Origin of the sequence: Myroides albus, assembly GCF_009711045.1 — a bacterium.
Taxonomy (GTDB): domain Bacteria; phylum Bacteroidota; class Bacteroidia; order Flavobacteriales; family Flavobacteriaceae; genus Flavobacterium; species Flavobacterium album_A.
On the sequence record NZ_WMJX01000002.1, the window covers coordinates 1 to 20,936 of the forward strand.

Below are 20,936 nucleotides of genomic sequence, written 5' to 3' on the forward strand. Positions count from 1 at the left end.
AATTTAAGCTTCCATCATCAAATCAGGTAATTGATCATTCAATTTCACATTAATAAATAATTTTAATTAAAAACACAGAAAGCATTGTAAAATTAACCTAAATAAATATATTAATACATAAAAAATACACTTAAATAACAAATATTAAAAAACTTAGAAAGGAAGTTCAGATTAACATCTTTGTTCTATGAAGGAATACAATAAGTTTTAAAGAATAATGCTATCAGAATACTTAGCAGAGCATTCAAATAGATTAATCTCACTATCCCTATGCTCTTTGCTAATATTAACTTCAACTAAGTTAGCAAGTCCACTATTTGATAGTATAACAAAAGAGTAAAGTCAATCTTTCTGCTATCATATTCTTCACTTTTATTAATCGTATCTACTTATTACACTAATAATACACATAAAAAACACTCAATAACTAACTATTAATCAACACCTAAAGAAATAATGTGTTTTTTCATCAAAAAAACATCATTTAAAAGTTGTGTGCTAAAATATTACATTCTATATTTGCACTCGCAATACAGAACAACTATTGTAGTCTACATCAAGACGCTCGGGTGGTGGAAGTGGTAGACACGCTGGACTTAAAATCCAGTGGGTAGTAATGCCCGTGCGGGTTCAAGTCCCGCTCCGAGTACTAAAGACCTAAACGACGAATCGTTTAGGTCTTTTTTTTTACCTTAAAAGATAAGCACAGAGTATCCCTAATAAAAAAAAATGATCACTAAGCTACAAACGACTAACCAGTGTAGTTTGATATAAGTACTTACATTTGCCTGATCATTTCCTTCTCTATTATCCCTAAGTTTTTGTAATTGACTCATAGATTCTAAATTCTTCAGCACCTCCATGTCTCTTTCTTGTATACAAAGCACAAAAGATTCTATTTCTTCCCTCTCCTGATTTAGAAATTGCTGTAATGGTCTAATAGGAAACTCATATAATACAGCTACTAAATCAACAATGACAATACCAGGCCTTTTCGTTTTTCCAAGTATAAAGTTCTGAACTGGCTTCAACTTGGATAAGTCAAAACTATCAAATTGTCGATCTATTGATCTTGATTCTTCTAAACCAAAGAAAGTACTTATAATTTTCTGATCTAATCTAACATTACTTCCCTTATAAACTCTCTTTGAAAGTTCTTTAATCCGCTTTGGTGAGGGCGAAAGATAATAATCTTCCTTTCCTTCTTTAATCTTTGTCTGTATATAAAATTGTACTGCTTCAATATAAGCCTGTGAAGTATTCTCTTTCATTTATGTGGAATTATTAGAATTATCGGAATAATTGGAATGACACTTCTCTACTTCTGTATTACTAAGGGTTCTTTGTTGCGAAACATGAGCAATGCAGTATGTGAAAACCATAAATGAAATAAGAAAGGGCTTATTCATTTATCCTTCTCATACTTCCCTTCATTTCTCAGAGTACTAATAAAAACACTTTAATACACATTAGAATATGGTACGCAAAACATATCGAATTTTAATACTGCTAAACCTCAGCTTACTAACATTAGTAAGTTGCGAGAAAAGCGAAATAGAGGAAGGTATTCCAACACAAAATCTAAACAAACAAAATAACTCAGAAAATTCCGATGAGCCTTACGGGTTTCCTCCTCAAAGTCAAAAATCACCTTTGGGAATTGATATCGATACAGACGAAGCTCCTGAGAAAGATTGGGGATTACCGCCGATTAAACCACCAACAAGACCTAAGTCAATTGGAACCGATATCGATACAGAAGAAGCTCCTGAGAAAGATTGGGGATTACCGCCGATTAAACCACCAACAAGACCTAAGTCAATTGGAACCGATATCGATACAGAAGAAGCTCCTGAGAAAGATTGGGGATTACCGCCGATTAAACCACCAACAAGACCAAAATCAATTGGAACCGATATCGATACGGAAGAAGCTCCCGAGAAAGATTGGGGATTACCGCCGATTAAACCACCGACAAGACCTACAAAATAGACATTGTAAGTCACACTAGTTTTGAGCTTTTATCAATGCTAATTTATCTGTAAATTCGAAGAATGAAATTAAAGCGCTACTTTTCATCTTCGAATTTACTCTTATATGCTATATTGTGTATAGCATTATGCCTTAGTTGCTCGAAAAAAGACAATCCAAATCTGGAAGAATCTAATCTCTTAGGCCGACAATATACAGCACAAGCTGACAGTCTCTTTGATTTGGGTGCCTTGGAAAAAGCATTTGAGTTATATCTTCTATCCAATCAAGAACTCAGGGAGATAAATGATCATGAAATGATTACTTACAACAATCTCAAGATTGCCACTATCTATCTAACAATTGGAGATGCTAATAGCGCACAAGAAACCATTGCGAAGGAACTTTACTATATCAAAGAAGATGACACAAGCTTACAGATATACTCCAATTTAGTTCTGTCTTTGAGTTATACGGAACTCCTTGATTTTGAAAATGCCATTGAATATGCAAAAAAATCACTTGCGATAAGTAATGATAAAGAACATCAGATCATCACCAAAAACAATATAGGCTATTTACTCATCGAGAATAAACAATATAAAGAAGCTGAAGAAATCCTTTCCCAAGTTTTACAGGAATATAAAGACAGTATTAACCCTACTGATTTAGCCAAAATATACAATAACTTAGGGAAGGCAAAGTACAGAATTAACAAAGCAAGTGGTAGAGATGAATTGTCCTACGCGCTTAAACTAAGAGAAAAAGAAAATGACAAATACGAACTTGTAAGTAGTTATATCGCTCTGAGTGAGTACTACAGCGACAAAGATGCCAATAACGCATTAAACTACGCTAAAATGGCTTATGAACATATAGAAGACATAAGTAGCAAGAAAGAAAAACTAACTATTCTCGAGATCCTCATAAACAATAGCGCTATAAATCACCCTATATACAAAAAAAGTGTAACCGATTATATCGCACTCTCTAATCAATTTCACGTTGAAACACAGTTATCGAAAAATCAATTTGCAAAAATTAGATACGACTACGACAAACACGCCAAAGAAAACAGCAAGCTGAAATACAATTTACAAGTCAAAAACACAACCATAACCAAGCAACACAATACAGTATTAGTACTTGTCTGCGTACTCTTGCTAATCCTCCTTGTTGTAACCATTGTCTATTCTAAAATAAAAAAGAAACACATAGTAGAAAAAGGTAAACAAGTTTATAAAACAGAGAGTAGGATTGCCAAAAAAGTCCACGATGAATTAGCTAATGATATTTTCAACACGTTGATTTACACACAAAACTTTAATCTACAAGACCCTGAAAAAAAAGAACACCTAATTAAAGATTTAGACGCGATTTACAAAAAGTCGAGAAACATAGCTACTCAATTGAACTCTATCGATACCGAAGTCAACTTCACTCAGACGCTGACAAACTTATTCAATGAATACACAAGTGAAAAGACTAAAATCATCATCACAGGGATAGACAATATTGACTTCAGTATGCTGGTAAAAATTCAAAAAATCACCATTTACAGAATCTTACAGGAACTTCTTGTCAATATGACAAAACACAGCATGGCTACACTTGTTGTATTCAAGTTTACAAAAGAAGCAAATGGAATCTCAATATACTATAAAGATAACGGCATAGGACTTATCTACGAAGATATTAAAAAGAAGAATGGAATTTCCAATATGGAATCCCGCATAGAAAATATAAAAGGATATATTATTTTTGACAGAGAAAATGAGATTGGCACAAAACTTTCAATCTACATACCCTATAGATATGTTTAAAAAGATATTAGTAGTAGAAGATTATGACAGTATAAATGTAGGTATTGTTACAGCACTTTCTGAGAAGTACAGTGCCGAAATATACAATACCAAATATTGTGATGACGCTTGGTTGAAAATTCAAAATGCGCACTTAAATTCATCTCCCTTTGATTTGATCATTACTGACTTGTCCTTTGAACAAGATTATCGCGAACAAAAATTAGAAGGAGGTATTGACTTAATTGAGGTAATCAAGGCCAATTATCCTGATACCAAAATAATTGTTTATTCAATAGAGAACAGATACATAGAGATAAACACTTTAATAGAAAAGTTAAAGATTGACGCTTATATCAGCAAAGGTCGCAACAGTATCAATGAACTCCATCACGCTATTGAACACATACAATCAACCCCAAACTGTTATCTATCACCAGATATAGAGGACATAACTACTACTTCAACTGCTTTGATACTTTCTGACGAAGATCTGGAGATTATCAGTTTACTATCCAAGGGCTATACACAGCAAGAAATCAGTGCAGTTTTTAAATCCAAATCAAAAACGATCAGTAGTACAAGTAGTATAGAAAAGAGAATTGGAAAATTAAAACTCTCTTTTGAGGCGAAAAACACAATACACCTTGTCAGTATTGCAAAAGACTTAGGACTCATTTAATTCTAATTTAACAAGAAAAAAACATCCCAATTATGGTTTTCCGTACCATAGTTAATTTGAGTTGTCATAATTTAGCATTGAAAACAAATAGCTTTATTTAAAATATGTTCAAATTGAGACAAGTTGTTATTGTATGTTTAATTCTAATCTTTAGTATGCTGTGTGTCAAAATAACTTGGAATTTTATCGATGAAAAAAAACAGCAAAGAACAACAGCTGATCAAGAAATAAGCCTACTTCTATCAGAATACGAGAACAACATACACAACTACGTCAAAGTGTACAAAAAAGCTCTGAATGGCGATAGAACAAGCCTTAAGAAGTATTCTTCATTCATGTTGAAAAATGCTGAAATAGAGCAAAGGTTAAATCACTTATTCCTTCAAACAGAGAATGGCGATTACCACAAGAATCAATTTAAAAAACTTCAAAACAAGTTTTTGAATCCTAACTAATATTATATTACCAAAAAAGCGATAGATTAATCTATCGCTTTTTACATTTTATCCTTATACAGAAGCTTGAAGTTTCTGTAGTAAATTCTTATTTAATGCTTGTTCAGTATACTCTCGATCAACATGTAGTTCTTCAACGTGATCCTGACTTGGCAATTCATACATAGCATCTGTCAAAATAGCTTCACATAAAGACCTAAGACCACGAGCCCCTAATTTATATTCCAATGCTTTATCCACAATGTAATCCAAGGCATCCTCTGAAATTGAAAATTTAATATGATCCATTTCAAACAACTTCTCATATTGCTTTATCAGTGCATTCTTAGGTTCAGTCAAGATTGATCTCAAAGTTTCTCTATCCAAAGGATCCATATAAGTCAATACAGGTAATCGTCCGATAATCTCCGGAATCAAACCGTAATCTTTAATATCTTTTGGTACTATGTATTGCATTAGGTTTGTCTTATCTACCTTTTCATTCTCTTTCGTAGCGTTATATCCAACAGCTTGGAAATTTAAACGTTTAGAAATAATGCGTTCAATACCGTCAAAAGCACCACCAGCAACAAACAGAATATTCTTTGTATTAACTTCAATAAACTTTTGGTTAGGGTGTTTACGACCACCTTCTGGCGGAACATTCACAACACTTCCCTCTAAGAGTTTAAGCAAAGCTTGTTGCACTCCTTCTCCTGATACATCACGTGTAATAGAAGGGTTATCACTCTTACGAGCAATCTTATCGATCTCATCAATAAAAATAATCCCTCTTTCAGCGCGATCAACATCATAATCTGCTGCCTGCAACAACTTAGTCAAGATACCTTCTACATCCTCTCCTACGTATCCTGCCTCAGTTAGAACTGTTGCATCAACAATAGCCAAAGGAACATTCAACATACGAGCGATTGTCTTTGCCACTAACGTTTTACCAGTACCAGTTTGCCCTACCATTAAGACATTACTCTTCTCGATTTCAACATCACCTTCTTCACTATTCGCTTCTTGCAAAAGGCGTTTATAGTGATTATAGACTGCAACGGACATTACTTTTTTAGTTTGATCTTGTCCAATCACATATTCATCTAAAAAAGCTCGAATCTCTTTTGGTTTTTTTAGTAATAAATCTTTAGCTAAACTTTCCAGCTCCTTCGCTTCTCCATCCTCCTCAACAATTCCGAATGCCTGCTCAACACATCTATCACAGATATGAGCATCTATACCAGCAATAAGAATATTCGTTTCTGACTCAGGGCGCCCACAGAAAGAACATCTCATTTCTTCTTTCGCCATATATAATTTATTCTCTAATTAATACCTCATCAATCATTCCATACTCTTTTGCCTCTTGAGCGATCATCCAATAGTCTCTATCACTATCGTGGTGAACTTTCTCCATAGACTGTCCAGAATGTTTTGAAATGATTTGATACAGTTCATCTTTTAACTTCATAATCTCTCTTGCTGTAATCTCGATATCAGATGCCTGACCTTGAGCTCCACCTAATGGTTGGTGAATCATCACACGAGAATGTGGTAAAGCAGAACGCTTACCTGCAGCTCCAGCACATAACAATACTGCTCCCATTGATGCAGCCATTCCTGTACAGATAGTTGCTACATCTGGTTTAATGAATTGCATAGTATCATAGATACCTAAACCTGCATACACTCCTCCTCCAGGAGAGTTTACATAAATACTAATATCTTTCTCATTATCCACACTCTCCAAGAACAATAATTGCGCTTGAATAATATTTGCTACATAATCGTCAATAGCTGTACCTAAAAAGATAACTCTATCCATCATTAAACGAGAGAATACATCCATTGAAGCTACATTCATTTGACGCTCTTCAATAATGTATGGAGTCATACTACTAACGATTTTGTCATAGTACATACTATTTATACCGTGATGCTTAGTTGCATACTTTTGAAACTCTTTTCCGTAATCCATTTTTATTTACTTTTTTAGTATTAAAAAATAAGCGTCTCTCCTTTCGGGAAGACGCTCAAATATACTTATTTTTTTTCGGAAATTATTCTCCGTACATTTCCTTTACGAAATCTTTATAAGAAACTTCTTTTTCTTTAGCATTTACTTTTTCAGTAAACAATGCTAACATTTTATCGTTCATTACTTGCTCAGAAATACGTCTTACTTCTTCTTGGTTAGACATAACTCTTGCTACGATATCTTCAACTGTTTTATCATCTGGTTCAGCTTGTCCAAATTGAGCTAACTGATCTTTGATTAACTTAACAGTGAAAGCTTTAATTTCTTCGAAGTCTAATTGTAAATCATATTGTGACATCACTTTTCCTTCGATCAATTGGTAACGTAAACCTTTTTCAGATTTAGCATACTCCTCAGCTGCTTGTTCTGCAGTCATTGGAGTTTCACCAGCTGATTGTAACCACTTAGTTAAAAACGCTGCTGGTAAATCAAATGAAGTACTTTCTAATAAGTGCTCATAAACATCATTTACAAACTTTTGGTCAGCTTGTCCTGCAAATTGTTTCTCAGCATCTTCTTTGATTTTTTCTTTCAATTGCTCAACTGAAGTTACAACTCCTTCACCGAATAATTTATCAAATAATTCTTGATTTAATTCAGCTAATTCAGTTTCGTTGATTTCTTTAATTGTAAATACAACATCTACTTCTAAACCGTGAACTTTATCGTGGTCAACTGCTAAGTACTCCATAAGTTTGTGATCGTCATCGAACAATCCTTTTGTACTAACAGTTACTTGGTCACCTACTTTCTTGTTTAAGAATTTCTTTTGGTTTGTTTTAGTTCTAAAAGCAGAAACTGCAATCTTAACTTCATTGTTGATTCCCTCCTCCTCATTTGTGAAAGTACCAACCATTTCTGAAGTTTCCTCTACTGTCTCTTTAGAAATTAGTTTACCGTATTGTTTTTGAATATATTCAACTTGCTCATCTAACATAGCGTCATCAGCAACAACTTTGAATTTATTAATTTTGTTTTTTCCTTCTAAATCTACAGTGAATTCAGGAGTTAATCCTAATTCAAAATCAAATTTTAATACATCTGCATCCCAGTCAAAAGTTTCATCTGCCACTGGAAGTGGGTTTCCTAAAATATCGATTTTCTCTTCTACAAGATAATTATTCAATTTGTCTTGCAAAATTTTGTTTACTTCTTCAAACATTACCGCTTTACCGTATTGTTTAACGATTAAACTCATTGGCACTGCTCCTTTTCTAAATCCAGGAATACTAGCGTTCTTTTTGTAGTTAGATAAAACCTTATCTACATTACCTTGATAATCTTCTTTTGCAAGCTCAATAGTTACGATTGCATTAAGAGCATCTACATTATTTCTTGTAATATTCATTTTTTGATGTATTTACATAATAAATTTGGGTTGCAAAAATAAATTATTTTTACAACCCATCCAAGTTTTTAAGTAATTGTATTTCAATCAATAATTTTTTTACTGCCTTTGTAGGCGATCATCTTGCTGTTTACCATTAACTATGGATTGGCAAAATGTCAACACGATACTAAATAATAAGGCGTACCAAAAATTGTCAACAGTAAATTCCTTGACAAAGTATGCTGTTAATTGAATTATTACTGCATTGATCACAAGTAGGAATAATCCCAGTGTCACAATCGTTGCTGGCAGTGTCATGAAAACTAATATGGGTTTTAAAAATGCATTTAACAACCCCATTGCAACAGCTACCCATAGGGCAGTTGTCCATCCATCAACACTTACTCCTGGTAATAACCAACATAAAAACATGACTAAAGCCGTCGTAATTAATAATCTAATGATAAAATTCATACCTTTTTTCTTGTAAAAGTAATAAATTATTAATTATTAGGCAATAAAGTAGGTCCAGGATAAACTGCAGGATTCACCAAAGGAATCTTTGCATCGTAATGTCTGTTAATCACTCTCAAAATTTCGGCTGCTATGAAAGCATATCCTCTTTGATTTAAGTGGACACCGTCAAGTGAAAACATCACCGTATTCAAATTCCCCATACCTTTAAAGTAATCTGCCGTGTAGATTTGGCCATCTTCTACTCTCAATCCCGATACTGCTTTATTCAATATATCGTTCATATCTGCCACAGCTAACCCCTTCTCTGCTGCAATTTGCTTAATAATTAAGTTAAACTGTGTGGTAGCGTTTTTCACTTTTTCTTGTTCAACAGAATTTAACACGAACTCATCTCCAATTGGGAAAGTAACCCCTTTTTTCAACATCGCATCAATTGTTGCGTTTCCAGTAGATTGAGCTAATGAAGCTCCAATCTCTGCTTTACTTGTCAACAACATCAAATCTTTAGCCGTAGCGTGTCTTGCTTGACCAAAAGAAACAGCTATTAACTTAATCTGAGCCGGTTCTAATTTGATAGGAAAAAGTCCTGCATCTACTGCTTGTTTAATTCCCATTTCTAACAAAGCGGACATATCAGCTAAGCTTTTATCTTGAATCAACAATGGATTAGCTGCTTCTTTTGAAATCATCTGTAATCTATCTCCTTGTCCTCCTTTTGCCAGTATTTGTTTCAACATGCCTATTAGACCATTCAATTGATCTATTTTATCAACTCCAATTAACTCAGGTGTTAAAGGATTATAAGGAACTGTAGTGAAATAAGGTATCGCTGTTACATCTGGAATAGTAGCTACCACCCCTTTTGCTCCATTAGCTGTAAGAGCATTGGTAATTTTACCATACACATCTTGGAACACGCCCACATGTGTAATATCATTTGCTCCATAATCACCAGGATTTAAACCACCTTTCTCATTCTGATCCACTCCTTCACCTCCCGAAGTTGCATATGAAAGTACGTCATTTGCTCCAATCCAATTACTAAAGAACGTAGGACTTAAAGACAGTGCATCTTCCAATACAGTAACATTTTCTGATGTTGCTGTTCTAACAAAATAAGGATTTGCTTTTCCTAAAGCTAAATTAGCTGGATTACCATACCCTGCAGAAAGTAAGTGGAATGTTTTAGCTCCCGGAACACCTGCATTGTGATATGCTTTCTTCTGTTGTTCTGTTGCCTCTAAAGTCGATTGTCCTTTAATGTTTTCAGGTCCTCCTGTAGACATATTAATGATCATCTTGGTCTTAAACCCAGGGTTAACCGCACCTCCAAATAACAAGCCTCCTACATCGTTAATGTCTTTGTCAAAAGAAGGTTGTGTAAACTGCCCTCCTCCAACAACTTCAAACTGTCTCGCTAAAATAGAAGGAAACGAATTGGCCTGTCCTGAACGGTAAACCGTACCATCCATAAAACCGGCAGTCAATGAATTCCCAACTGCTACATAAGTAGAGAAATCTGCATTACCTGGATAGTATGTACCTGAATCTATTTTATCGCTAATCTCTGGTTTACAACTCGCTAATAAAGCTAAAGCTGGCAACACTAATAAATATCTTTTTTTCATGATTGTCTTCTTTTAAAGTTAAAAACTATAGCTTACACCGATACCTCCACTTGTCACAGCACTTCTATATGTTCCTCCAAACGAAACATTTTGTCCATCTTCTTGGAAATAGTCATAAGAATTATTAGTATCACTAAAGTGTAAATAACTAAACACTAAGTCTATTCCTAAACCATTTTTAAACTTATAAGTTAAACCTCCAGTATATGCACGTGAATCGTTACGCGGTGTTTCTGGTGCAAAGTATCCATCTTGAACAGGGCTTTCATCGTAGTACCATCCTGCTCTTAAAGACAACTGATCATTTACAGTATACTGTGCTCCTAAACGGTATGTACTTGAATCCTTATAATTACGAGGGTTAACTGATGTTCCCAATGGGCTATTTACGAAATCAATTACTAATGCATCGTAAATTTTCCAGAATGTACGGTTGTAATCAAATGCAAACAACCACTTATTCCACTCATAAGATACCCCAACACTAAACTCTGCTGGTAATGGCATTTGCGCTTTAATTCTTCCATTTTGGAACATACCTTCACCAAATCCAGGTACATCGTAGAACTTAGCTTTACCATCACTCTCTTTCATAATGATTTTTGAGCGGTAGTTCATCCCCACTCTTAAATGGTCGTCAAAGTTGAACATATATCCTGCAGTCCATCCCCAAGCTGTAACATTCTTAGCTTCAATAGTTACATCCGTTTTGTTGCCATGCTCGTCAACCATACTTCTCGAGATATTCTTATTGAAAGTTACCCCTCCATTTACAAAGATAGGTCCCCCTCCAAAACTAAAGCGATCACTTACTTTAATTGCTACAGTAGGTTGAAAGTAAAAAGCCTTTAAATCAATATTGTTTACCAAATGAGCTCCTTGCCAATCTCTATCCCAATCAACAGCACTTCCATAAGGCGAATAGATTGCCAATCCTACTGTTAACCAATCGGTAGCCTTATAAGTACCATAAGCATAGATAGGAGTTCCTACATTTCGAGTTTCATTCTCCCAACCGTATGTTTCATTTTGGAATTTTGTATCTGCTACCAATACATTCATTCCAGCCGAAAAATTCCATTTATCTTTTAAGTAAACTGTTGCAGCAGGGTTAAAAAACACTGACTCTGCACCGTTTACCACAGCTACTCCTGTATGTCCCATCGCAAGCTGTTTGTTACCTTGCATTGCTACTCTATAACCTCCAGCAAATGCTGAATAAGATATTAAAGATAACAGGGATAATGATATAAACTTTTTAACCATAATCTAATATTGTTTACAATTCGTCTAATTTCAAATATAGATAGATATTATAATTTTACAAATTTTTAAGCCTTATTTTAACATTAGTAAAAAATAAAATAAATTTTATTCAAATAAAACCAACAACACATAACTATAATTACTATTAATTTAACATATAGTAGAAATAATAATAAAACATAACGTTATAATTAATTCTAAAAAAACAATACTTCTTTGCTGTAAATTAAGTTTTAACCTCTCTGGATTTACATATAATAAGTATATATACTTCTAAGATCAGCATTTGGGGAGTTCTCAAATGCTCCAAACGCAAAAAACAACTTCATTTTACCCCAATTTTCTAAACCAACGTTTCCCTTAGCTATTCGCTCTAAAAACACCTCCGTTTATGTGAGAAGCGACAACTAACTTGACCTTCAGAAGTACGTGCCATACATTGATACAAATATGATTACATATTGATCGCATAGTGGTCGCATATTATTCTGCAGAAAGTATGCGACCACTATGCGATCATATACCGACCACAAGCCGACCACCCCCTATTTAGCCCCTGTCGTCCTAATATAACTGTACAGTTATTGTTTATCATCCTATCAATAATCACCCCCTGCTTCTCCTTCATCCGATTGCAAGATTATAAACCATTTCTACACATTACTTATACTTTAGTACTTGTACGAAGCAATTGTACTTCCTGAACACTGACTCAAAAAGTGCCTAAGTAGAAAAAGAAATAACAAGAGAATCCGAAACACACAAAAAAAAGTAGAACTATCCCAAAGAACAGTTCTACTTAAATTCCAACAAACAGATTAATTATTTCCACTTAGCCAAAGGGGTGATGCCACTTTGAACACAATCCCCTAACTTGACGTTAACTATGGTATCAATGGGTAACAGGAGATCCACTCGAGAACCAAACTTAATAAATCCTAACTCTTCACTTTGTGTAGCTACTCCGCCCACATGGAGATAGTTAACAATACGCTTAGCTAAAGCACCTGCAATTTGCTTGGCTAAAACTTCCTGCCCATTCTTGTGCTTTAACACAACAGTATGCCTTTCATTCAAAAGGGAAGATTTAGGATGCCACGCCACAAGGTGTTTCCCTGGGTGATATTGACTATACACAACTTCACCAGTTATTGGATTTCTATTGACATGTACGTTCAATACACTCATAAAAACAGAAATCTGCAAGCGCTTTTCCGTAAAGTACTCGTCTGGCTCTACTTCTTCTATGACGACCACCTTTCCATCACAAGGAGCCAAAATCAAATTGTCATCTTCTGCTAATACCCTTGAAGGGATTCTAAAAAAGTAAACCACTAAAGACATGGCCACCAAGGTCATCAAAAGAATTGCGTATTGCAATATCCACCAACTACTGGGTAGACATAAGAACAATAGTGAATTAACAGCTATAAATATGCATACCGAAAGCGATATAGATCCCGTTCCCTCTTTGTGTATTCTCATTTTTGTCAAACTTTTAAAAAATGTTAAACCCTTTGCCAAAACGGCAAATCGATACTTGGTACCCCTAATTCACATTAGAAAAAACATCAATTATGAAGTAACTAAAACAGAAGTCATTTCTAAATCCCTAAAGATCACTTTGTGCCATGCGCAATGAATCGCACAGAGAATTGAGGTTCTGACTGGATTCGAACCAATCTACTGATTATTGCGTAATCAGGCCTAACCACTCAGCCACAGAACCTTTTTGTACACTGCAAACATATAGCCTTATTCTACGACTATCATGGTACAGTTTTTCTATTTCATACTAGTCCAACAAACCCTCACAAAAGCAAAGGAGGCTAATTCTATGCATAGAATTAGCCTCCTTATATACTGAACAGTTTTTACTACTGTAAAAACTTACTTACAATCTCGTAAAACATATCCGGATTCTCAGCATGTAACCAATGTCCAACTCCAGGAATAGTTTCGATAACAGCTTGTGGAAAATACGTCTGAATATCTTCGAAATCCCTTTCTTGAATATACTTAGAATTTCCCCCTCTTATAAAAAGAGTTTTACCTTCATAGACACCTTCTCCTGTTAATCCTTCACCCACCACTTCAGGCTTCTCAGCGAAAACATTCAAATTAAATCGAAAATCCAATTGCCCAGGTTCTTTCCAATACAAACCTTTCATTAAAAACATACGAGTACCTACATCTTTAATGCGTTCTGAAATTATCGCATCGACATCTTGTCGACTTGGTTTAACGCTAAAATCTACTGCTTGCAACGCTTCGATGATGTCTTGATGATGCGGAGGATAAGCGCGGGGAGCAATATCTGCAACAATCAATTTTTCAACACGGGAAGGGTACTTCATAGCAAACTTCATCGCTAATTTACCGCCCATTGAGTGGCCTAACACAATTGCATCACACATATTATAATGATCCATATAACGAGTAATATCCTCTATCATATAGTCATAAGACCAATCCGCAGAGTGAAAACTTCTACCGTGATTGCGCAAATCCAATAGGTGAACTTCATATCCTTGTTCAACCATTTGCTTTCCAAATGTCTTCCAATTATCAGAAGTCCCAAAATATCCGTGGATAACTAACAAAGGGATTCCACCTTCTCCTTCAATATTTGAATATAAAATATCCGTCATTACTGTAATTTTCTAATATACATATTTACTACATTCTCCAATCCCAAATATAGTGATTCAGAAATTAAGGCATGTCCAATAGATACTTCTAACAAATTAGGTATATTATTTTTAAAGAACTCGATATTGTCTAAACTCAAGTCATGACCTGCATTTATCCCCAGTCCTAATTCACTTGCCAATTCTGCTGCTTTAGTATAAGGAATAATCGCTTTTTCATTTCCCAGACCATATTGCGTAGCAAATTCTTCAGTATAAAGCTCGATGCGATCTGTTCCTACTACTTTTGCCCCTTCAATCATTTCTAATACAGGGTCGACAAAAATAGAAGTGCGGATTCCTTGTAATCTACATTCAGTTATCACATCCTGTAAAAAACTCTTATGCTTAACAGTATCCCAACCTGCGTTAGAGGTAAGAGCGTCAACTGCATCGGGAACTAAAGTTACTTGAGTAGGCTTGCACTCGAAAACTAACTTCATGAAGTTATCCATAGGATTACCTTCAATATTAAATTCAGTATAAACCACATTCACTAAATCGCGAGCATCCTGATATCTAATATGTCGCTCATCGGGACGTGGGTGAATAGTCACCCCTTCCGCTCCAAACTTTTGAACGTCTTTAGCTACTTGTAATAAATTAGGTACATCGCCTCCACGCGAATTACGCAAAGTCGCTATTTTATTAATATTTACAGATAATTTAGTCATACTTATAAAATTAAAACGCAAAAATACAAAGTATAATCTACGCCTATTGATTAAATTTGATTATTTTGCACTGAATAATTCAAGTCACCCTATATGTTTTCACTACAAAGAGAAATAGTAACTGCTATCCCTTACTTCACTTCGTCGTCGACGGTAAGTGAATGTCTATTGTATTTAGAAAACAAAGGATATTCGCATCTTCCTATTGTAGATGAAAATCACTTCTTTTTAGGCAACCTCTTGACAGAGGACCTTGAAAACACAGATGAAGCTACTGCTCTTAGGGAAATGCTATATGACTTAGAACACTTTTATTTAACAGACCAACCTACGCCTTCTATCTTTGAGGCACTAAATTTGCTTAGTCTAAACGATGCAAATATCATTCCCTATCTAACAGAAGAAGGTCAGTTACTTGGCATTATTTGCAAAGAACCTTTATCTGCCGTTTGGAATGATTCCATTTTCTTACAAGAACACGGAGAGCATATTGTTGTGTCTAAAGCAACGAATACATTTAGCTTATCAGCAGTAAGTCAAATCGTAGAAAGTAACAATGCTAAACTTTTTGGCGTAATTTTGCTGAACAGCAATGACAGCAATACTAACATCCTAATAAAGACTAACAATATCAATACAAATGCGATATTGGATGACTTTAGAAGACATGGATACGAAATTGAAAGTAACCACAATGATGATTTGTATCGCAATGAGCTAAGAGATCGATCTGACTATTTTAATAAATACATGAATATATAATGAAGTTTGCAATTTATGGACAAACTAGTAAACCTATAGTACAAAACATCATACTAAGGTTATTAAAAGTTTTTCAAGATTATGAGCATGAAATCATATTTGAAGAACAATTTTACAATTTGCTAAAACACAATAATATTTTGTCAAAAGAGTATGATGTGTTTGGCAAAAATGCAGAACTGTCGACCGACGTGAATTTTTTCATTAGTATCGGTGGAGATGGTACAATGCTGAGAGCCGCAAACTTTATTAAAGACAAAAATATTCCGGTTGTAGGGATAAATGCGGGGAGACTTGGTTTCTTGGCCAATGTGCAACAGGATGACATAGAAGAATTGCTGCCTAATGTCTTTACGAATAACTTCAAACTTTCAAAGCGATCGTTGGTTAGTTTTAGATGCAACCCACCAAAGAATAACGATTTTGAAATCCAGTATGCTTTAAACGAAATTACGGTATCGAGAAAGAATACCACTTCGATGATTACAGTAGATACCTACTTAGACGATGAGTTTTTAGCCTCTTATTGGGCTGACGGTTTGATTATTGCGACACCTTCAGGCTCGACAGGTTACTCACTTAGCTGTGGAGGGCCAATCATTGAACCCGAAACAAATTGTTTTGTTATTACCCCTCTTGCGCCACACAACCTAAACGTAAGACCATTAGTTATTAGAGACAATTTAGAGATAAAGCTAAAAGTAAGCAGTCGTGAGAAGAAGTTTTTACTTTCGCTTGATACTACGACAAAAACAGTGACCAACGAAACAGAAGTAATCATCTCAAAAGCGCCTTTTACAATGGATTTAGTAGAATTCCCTTCACAGAGTTTTATTAAAACACTCCGCAATAAATTACTTTGGGGAGAAGATAAAAGGAATTAGAGTATAATTTTTTACAACATTGAACGTTTACAAATGAATAGTTCAGTTTTAATTAAAGCATAATATCACAAAAAAGGTTTAATTAAAACTCTATATTACTATATTTGTAGCTTATTTTAACAAAATGAATAGACTTTTAATTTCCTTATTATTGCTATTGACTGCGAACATTGCCAGTGCACAGATACACGAAGTCGGTGTAGGTATTGGAGGAGCCAATTATGTAGGAGATGTAGGTTCTACTCAAATTATAAATCCCACAGACTTTTCGTTTCATGCCTATTACAGATGGAATCGCAGCCCAAGACATTCGTATAGAGTAAGTTTTTTACAGACGAAGATCAGCGGTAACGATGCCAAGTCGGACATGGGAAATAGAAAGCAAAGGGGTTATAGTTTTAAAAATGACATACAGCAACTATCAGTAGGAATCGAATTCAACTTTTTTGAATTTGATTTACACGAGGAAAAATTTGCTCTTACCCCTTTTCTTTATTTAGGAGTTTCAGGTATTCGATATGACGACTTGTATTACAAGGCTTTTGAACAACCTATAGAAGAAGACATTAGATTAGATAAGGTAGATTTAGTAAGAGGCAAGAAGAAAAACTCGTTTGCAATTCCTTTTGGTGGAGGTATTAAAATAAGAGCTACACCTCAGCTAAATATTACAGCTGAAGTACTGGCTAATTACACAAATACAGATAATCTGGATGGAAGTCATCCTAAAGGTGATCGTAGAGAGTATTATAGTTTTGGTAAAAATGGAAACGATTGGTTTTTTTACAGCGGTATATCGATAAGTTATACATTTGGAAAGAACCCATGTTATTGCGCAGATTAAATAGATGAATTGGAAAGAACAAATTGACGTAAACAAGCTACCTCAGCATTTAGCAATCATCATGGATGGAAATGGGCGTTGGGCAAAGCAAAAAGGTTTTTTAAGAACAATAGGGCATGAAAATGGCATAAAGTCTGTGCGAACAACTATTACTGCTTGTGCAGAACTTGGAATAAAAAACCTAACCTTATACGCTTTTTCAACTGAAAATTGGAATAGACCTAAATTTGAAGTTGATAAATTAATGGAAATATTGGTAAAGTCTCTAAAAAAAGAACTACCTACCTTCATGAGTAATGGTATAGCACTAAATGCTATTGGCAACTTGGAATTACTTCCAGATAAAGTACAAAAAAATTTAAAAGAGGTAATCGACCAGACAAGAGAAAATAACAAAATGACCTTGACCTTAGCCTTGAGTTACGGTTCAAGAGCAGAATTAGTTGAGGCTATTAAAAAAATTTCTTTTAAAGTTAAAAATAACTTAATTTCGGAGGCTGATATAGATGAAACAATTATAAATGAGCATCTTTACACGAACGATTTACCTGATGTAGACCTTCTAATTAGGACGAGTGGCGAGCAGAGAATCAGTAATTTTTTACTTTGGCAAATAGCTTATGCTGAATTGTATTTTACTGATGTACTATGGCCTGACTTCTCTGAAGAAGAATTATCAAAAGCCCTTCTGACTTTTCAAAAAAGAGAAAGAAGATTTGGAAAAACTAGTGAACAAATTAAATAAAAAACGAATATAATGTTTCAAAAAGGAACCTCTCTTTTTGCACTGTTTATTGCTGGACTTCTATATGCAAACGCACAAGCACAAGACGGTATAAACATTCCTACTTACGACGCTCCCAAAAATTACACTTTAGGAGATATAAAAGTTACTGGAAAATACAATTATAACCCACAAACAGTTATAACTTTTACTGGACTGAGTAAAGGACAAAAAATAACAGTACCTGGAGAAGAAATATCTGACGCTTTAAAAAAGCTATGGAACTTAGGTTTCTTTACAGATATCAACATTTATGAAACATCTGTCGTAAATGATACTATTAATTTGGAATTAAGTTTAAACGAGTTACCTCGTTTGAATAGCGTAAAGATTAAAGGCTATAAAAAGTCGAAATCTGAAGCCCTTATTAAAGAAGCCAAACTAACGAAAGGTAAAATTGTTAATGAAAACTTTTTGTCTACAACAAAATACTTCTTATTGAATAAATACAAGAAGGATGGTTTTTACAACACGAAAGTTACCCTTAATACAATACCAACAGACTCTACTAATAGAAGAGTTGATCTTGTTATTGGTGTAGATAAAGGAAAGAAAGTTCGTATCTCAGCTATCAACTTTGAAGGGAATGAGAAATTAACAGACAAAAAGCTTAAAAAAGCAATGAAGGACACAAAACAACGTAGTCCTTTTAACCCATTGCGAATATTTAAGCCTTCAAAATTCATCGCTGCTAAATATGAAGATGACTTAGGTAAATTAGTAGATAAATATAAAGAAAGTGGTTACCGTGATGCACGTGTGATTATGGATTCTACAAACTATGACCCTAAGACGAATAGAATTGCTATTGACATTAAAGTTGAAGAAGGGAACAAATATTACTTCGGTGATATTCGATTCCTTGGTAATACTGTTTATAAAAGTTCTGACTTAAGAAATTTATTAGGTATCGATAAAGGAGATGTGTACAACGGTGTCTTATTAGATAAGCGTGTTGCTGATAAAACAAATCCTGATGCGAATGACTTAACTAACTTATATCAAAATACCGGTTATTTATTCTCTCAAATTACTCCAGTAGAAGTAAAAACAGCGAATGATACTATTGATTTTGAATTGAGAATTATGGAAGGTCCGATTGCTAAGTTCAACAACATAACAATGTCAGGAAACCACAATACTCATGATCACGTAATCCAACGTGATTTGCGTACTCGCCCAGGAGAAACTTGGAGCAAAGCTTTAGTGATGGAAACGATCCGTAAGCTGGCTTCATTACAAATATTTGACCCGCAAGCAATCGTACCAGATATTCAAAATGCAGATCCTAATGCAGGAACAGTTGATGTAAACTGGGTTGTTGCAGAAAAAGGATCAAGTCAAGTTGAGCTTCAAGGAGGATATGGTGGTGGAGGTTTCATCGGAACCTTAGGTCTTTCGTTTAATAACTTCTCATTGAGAAATATCTTTAAGAAAGAAGCATATAAACCATTCCCAATGGGAGATGGTCAGTCACTTGCCTTGCGTTTACAAGGAAGTAGCTACTATCAAACCTATAGTTTGAGCTTTACAGAGCCTTGGTTTGGAGGAAGAAAACCAGTGAGTTTCTTCGGTACTGTAGCTTATAGTACACAAAACCTATATGACTACTACAACCGTCGTACAGACCGCAGTAGAGGATTCAATATTACAACATTGTCATTTGGGGTTGCAAAACAGCTAAATGTACCTGATGATTATTTTGTATTATCTCATACTTTGAGTTTCCAATACTATGATATGAATAACTATAACACTGGGTTATTTACATTTGGTGATGGTTCTTCGCGAAACTTGTCTTACCAAATTGAATTAAGACGTGATAACCGTGGTATGGACCCTATTTTCCCAACTTTTGGTTCTTTATTCAGCATTAGTGGTAAATTTACTCCACCTTATTCGCTATTCAATAAAGTAGACTATACGAAGTTGAAAGATCAACAAGACTACAAACTTAAAACAAAAGCTGGAGCAATCGACCCTTCAACAGGTATGCCTATGCCAGAAGGAACTTATATCAACAGTAGTGGTCAACCAGTGTACGACTGGAGAGATGCTGCTGCAGATCAAAGTAAAGTTGACCAAAAACGCTTTAACTGGTTAGAGTATTATAAAATCAAATTCAAAGGAGATTGGTACACAACTGTCTACGACAAGTTAGTATTGAGAACTGTAGGAGAATTTGGTTATATGGGAGCTTATAACGACAATAGAGGAATTGTTCCATTTGAGCGTTTCTACGTTGGAGGTGATGGATTGGCAAACTTCTCTTTAGATGGTAGAGAGGTAATTCAATTAAGAGGTTACCAAAATCAAACACTTACGCCATTAAATGAAAGAGGAGAACAAATTGGAGGTACTATTTACAACAAATTCACGTTAGAATTAAGATACCCAATTACATTAAAACCGAGTGCATCGGTATATGTATTGTCATTTGCTGAAGCAGGTAACTCTTATGATACATTCAAAAATTATAAGCCATTTGAGTTAAAACGTTCAGCTGGATTAGGTGTTCGCGTTTTCATGCCGATGTTTGGTCTATTGGGAATCGACTTCGGATATGGATTTGATCCAGTACCTGGACAAACACAAAAAAGTGGATGGCAAACACACTTTATCCTTGGACAATCATTTTAATGTAGTTCAAAATAAAATTGAATT

At 34.7% G+C, this 20,936-nt stretch carries 19 protein-coding genes and 2 tRNA genes; 10 read left to right on the top strand and 11 right to left on the bottom strand.

Translation table 11 applies throughout. The features are described from left to right. Positions 1-563 precede the first annotated feature (563 nt). A tRNA-Leu gene (locus tag GJV76_RS01335) sits at positions 564-649 on the top strand. A 67-nt stretch (positions 650-716) separates the two neighbouring features. Here GJV76_RS01335 and GJV76_RS01340 read toward each other — a convergent pair. After that, on the bottom strand, positions 717-1,271 hold the full coding sequence (locus tag GJV76_RS01340; protein ID WP_155090853.1) for a hypothetical protein: 555 nt from the start codon (positions 1,269-1,271) through the stop codon (positions 717-719). 205 nt (positions 1,272-1,476) lie between these two features. Between GJV76_RS01340 and GJV76_RS01345 the strand changes: the two genes are divergently transcribed. The 4 genes from GJV76_RS01345 to GJV76_RS01360 all read left to right on the top strand — a co-directional run bounded on the left by GJV76_RS01345 (position 1,477) and on the right by GJV76_RS01360 (position 4,910). Further along, the gene (locus GJV76_RS01345; RefSeq protein WP_155090854.1) at positions 1,477-1,992 is read left to right on the top strand and encodes a hypothetical protein; all 516 of its coding nucleotides are present in this window, start codon (positions 1,477-1,479) and stop codon (positions 1,990-1,992) included. A 62-nt stretch (positions 1,993-2,054) separates the two neighbouring features. Beyond that, the gene (locus GJV76_RS01350) at positions 2,055-3,794 is read left to right on the top strand and encodes a tetratricopeptide repeat-containing sensor histidine kinase (protein WP_155090855.1); all 1,740 of its coding nucleotides are present in this window, start codon (positions 2,055-2,057) and stop codon (positions 3,792-3,794) included. Beyond that, on the top strand, positions 3,787-4,455 hold the full coding sequence (locus tag GJV76_RS01355) for a response regulator (protein WP_155090856.1): 669 nt from the start codon (positions 3,787-3,789) through the stop codon (positions 4,453-4,455). Before GJV76_RS01350 ends, GJV76_RS01355 begins: the two co-directional genes overlap by 8 nt. 104 nt (positions 4,456-4,559) lie before the next feature. Continuing rightward, positions 4,560-4,910, top strand: coding sequence for a hypothetical protein (locus tag GJV76_RS01360; RefSeq protein WP_155090857.1), 351 nt, complete (start codon positions 4,560-4,562; stop codon positions 4,908-4,910). 54 nt (positions 4,911-4,964) lie between these two features. On the opposite strand, the gene clpX is transcribed toward GJV76_RS01360, so the two are convergent. The 10 genes from clpX to GJV76_RS01410 all read right to left on the bottom strand — a co-directional run bounded on the left by clpX (position 4,965) and on the right by GJV76_RS01410 (position 14,998). After that, positions 4,965-6,206, bottom strand: a complete 1,242-nt coding sequence (gene clpX / locus GJV76_RS01365; RefSeq protein ID WP_155090858.1) for an ATP-dependent Clp protease ATP-binding subunit ClpX — start codon at positions 6,204-6,206, stop codon at positions 4,965-4,967. A 7-nt stretch (positions 6,207-6,213) separates the two neighbouring features. Then, on the bottom strand, positions 6,214-6,873 hold the full coding sequence (gene clpP, locus GJV76_RS01370) for an ATP-dependent Clp endopeptidase proteolytic subunit ClpP (protein WP_155090859.1): 660 nt from the start codon (positions 6,871-6,873) through the stop codon (positions 6,214-6,216). 82 nt (positions 6,874-6,955) lie between these two features. Beyond that, on the bottom strand, positions 6,956-8,281 hold the full coding sequence (gene tig, locus GJV76_RS01375; RefSeq protein WP_155090860.1) for a trigger factor: 1,326 nt from the start codon (positions 8,279-8,281) through the stop codon (positions 6,956-6,958). Between the two features lie 99 nt (positions 8,282-8,380). Then, positions 8,381-8,737, bottom strand: a complete 357-nt coding sequence (locus GJV76_RS01380) for a phage holin family protein (protein WP_155090861.1) — start codon at positions 8,735-8,737, stop codon at positions 8,381-8,383. A gap of 29 nt (positions 8,738-8,766) precedes the next feature. Next, positions 8,767-10,368 carry an SGNH/GDSL hydrolase family protein gene (locus tag GJV76_RS01385; protein WP_155090862.1) on the bottom strand — a complete coding sequence of 534 codons (1,602 nt, stop codon included), beginning with the start codon at positions 10,366-10,368 and terminating at the stop codon, positions 8,767-8,769. Positions 10,369-10,386: 18 nt separating this feature from the next. Further along, positions 10,387-11,634 (bottom strand): OmpP1/FadL family transporter, encoded by a 1,248-nt coding sequence (locus GJV76_RS01390; RefSeq protein WP_155090863.1) that lies wholly within the window; start codon positions 11,632-11,634, stop codon positions 10,387-10,389. Between the two features lie 822 nt (positions 11,635-12,456). After that, the gene (locus GJV76_RS01395; RefSeq protein WP_155090864.1) at positions 12,457-13,119 is read right to left on the bottom strand and encodes a phosphatidylserine decarboxylase family protein; all 663 of its coding nucleotides are present in this window, start codon (positions 13,117-13,119) and stop codon (positions 12,457-12,459) included. A gap of 173 nt (positions 13,120-13,292) precedes the next feature. Then, a tRNA-OTHER gene (locus tag GJV76_RS01400) sits at positions 13,293-13,363 on the bottom strand. Between the two features lie 148 nt (positions 13,364-13,511). Continuing rightward, the gene (locus GJV76_RS01405; protein ID WP_155090865.1) at positions 13,512-14,285 is read right to left on the bottom strand and encodes an alpha/beta fold hydrolase; all 774 of its coding nucleotides are present in this window, start codon (positions 14,283-14,285) and stop codon (positions 13,512-13,514) included. Beyond that, a complete protein-coding gene (locus GJV76_RS01410; protein WP_155090866.1) occupies positions 14,285-14,998 on the bottom strand; it encodes a pyridoxine 5'-phosphate synthase in 714 nt (237 codons plus the stop codon). Before GJV76_RS01410 ends, GJV76_RS01405 begins: the two co-directional genes overlap by 1 nt. A gap of 93 nt (positions 14,999-15,091) precedes the next feature. Between GJV76_RS01410 and GJV76_RS01415 the strand changes: the two genes are divergently transcribed. From GJV76_RS01415 to bamA, 5 genes are all read left to right on the top strand, one after another. After that, positions 15,092-15,760, top strand: a complete 669-nt coding sequence (locus GJV76_RS01415) for a CBS domain-containing protein (RefSeq protein WP_155090867.1) — start codon at positions 15,092-15,094, stop codon at positions 15,758-15,760. Further along, positions 15,760-16,644, top strand: a complete 885-nt coding sequence (locus GJV76_RS01420; RefSeq protein ID WP_155090868.1) for an NAD kinase — start codon at positions 15,760-15,762, stop codon at positions 16,642-16,644. Before GJV76_RS01415 ends, GJV76_RS01420 begins: the two co-directional genes overlap by 1 nt. Positions 16,645-16,768: 124 nt before the next feature. Continuing rightward, the gene (gene porG, locus GJV76_RS01425; RefSeq protein ID WP_155090869.1) at positions 16,769-17,488 is read left to right on the top strand and encodes a type IX secretion system protein PorG; all 720 of its coding nucleotides are present in this window, start codon (positions 16,769-16,771) and stop codon (positions 17,486-17,488) included. 4 nt (positions 17,489-17,492) lie between these two features. After that, the gene (locus GJV76_RS01430) at positions 17,493-18,233 is read left to right on the top strand and encodes an isoprenyl transferase (RefSeq protein ID WP_155090870.1); all 741 of its coding nucleotides are present in this window, start codon (positions 17,493-17,495) and stop codon (positions 18,231-18,233) included. Between the two features lie 12 nt (positions 18,234-18,245). Then, positions 18,246-20,912, top strand: coding sequence for an outer membrane protein assembly factor BamA (gene bamA / locus GJV76_RS01435; protein ID WP_155090871.1), 2,667 nt, complete (start codon positions 18,246-18,248; stop codon positions 20,910-20,912). Positions 20,913-20,936: the final 24 nt, after the last annotated feature.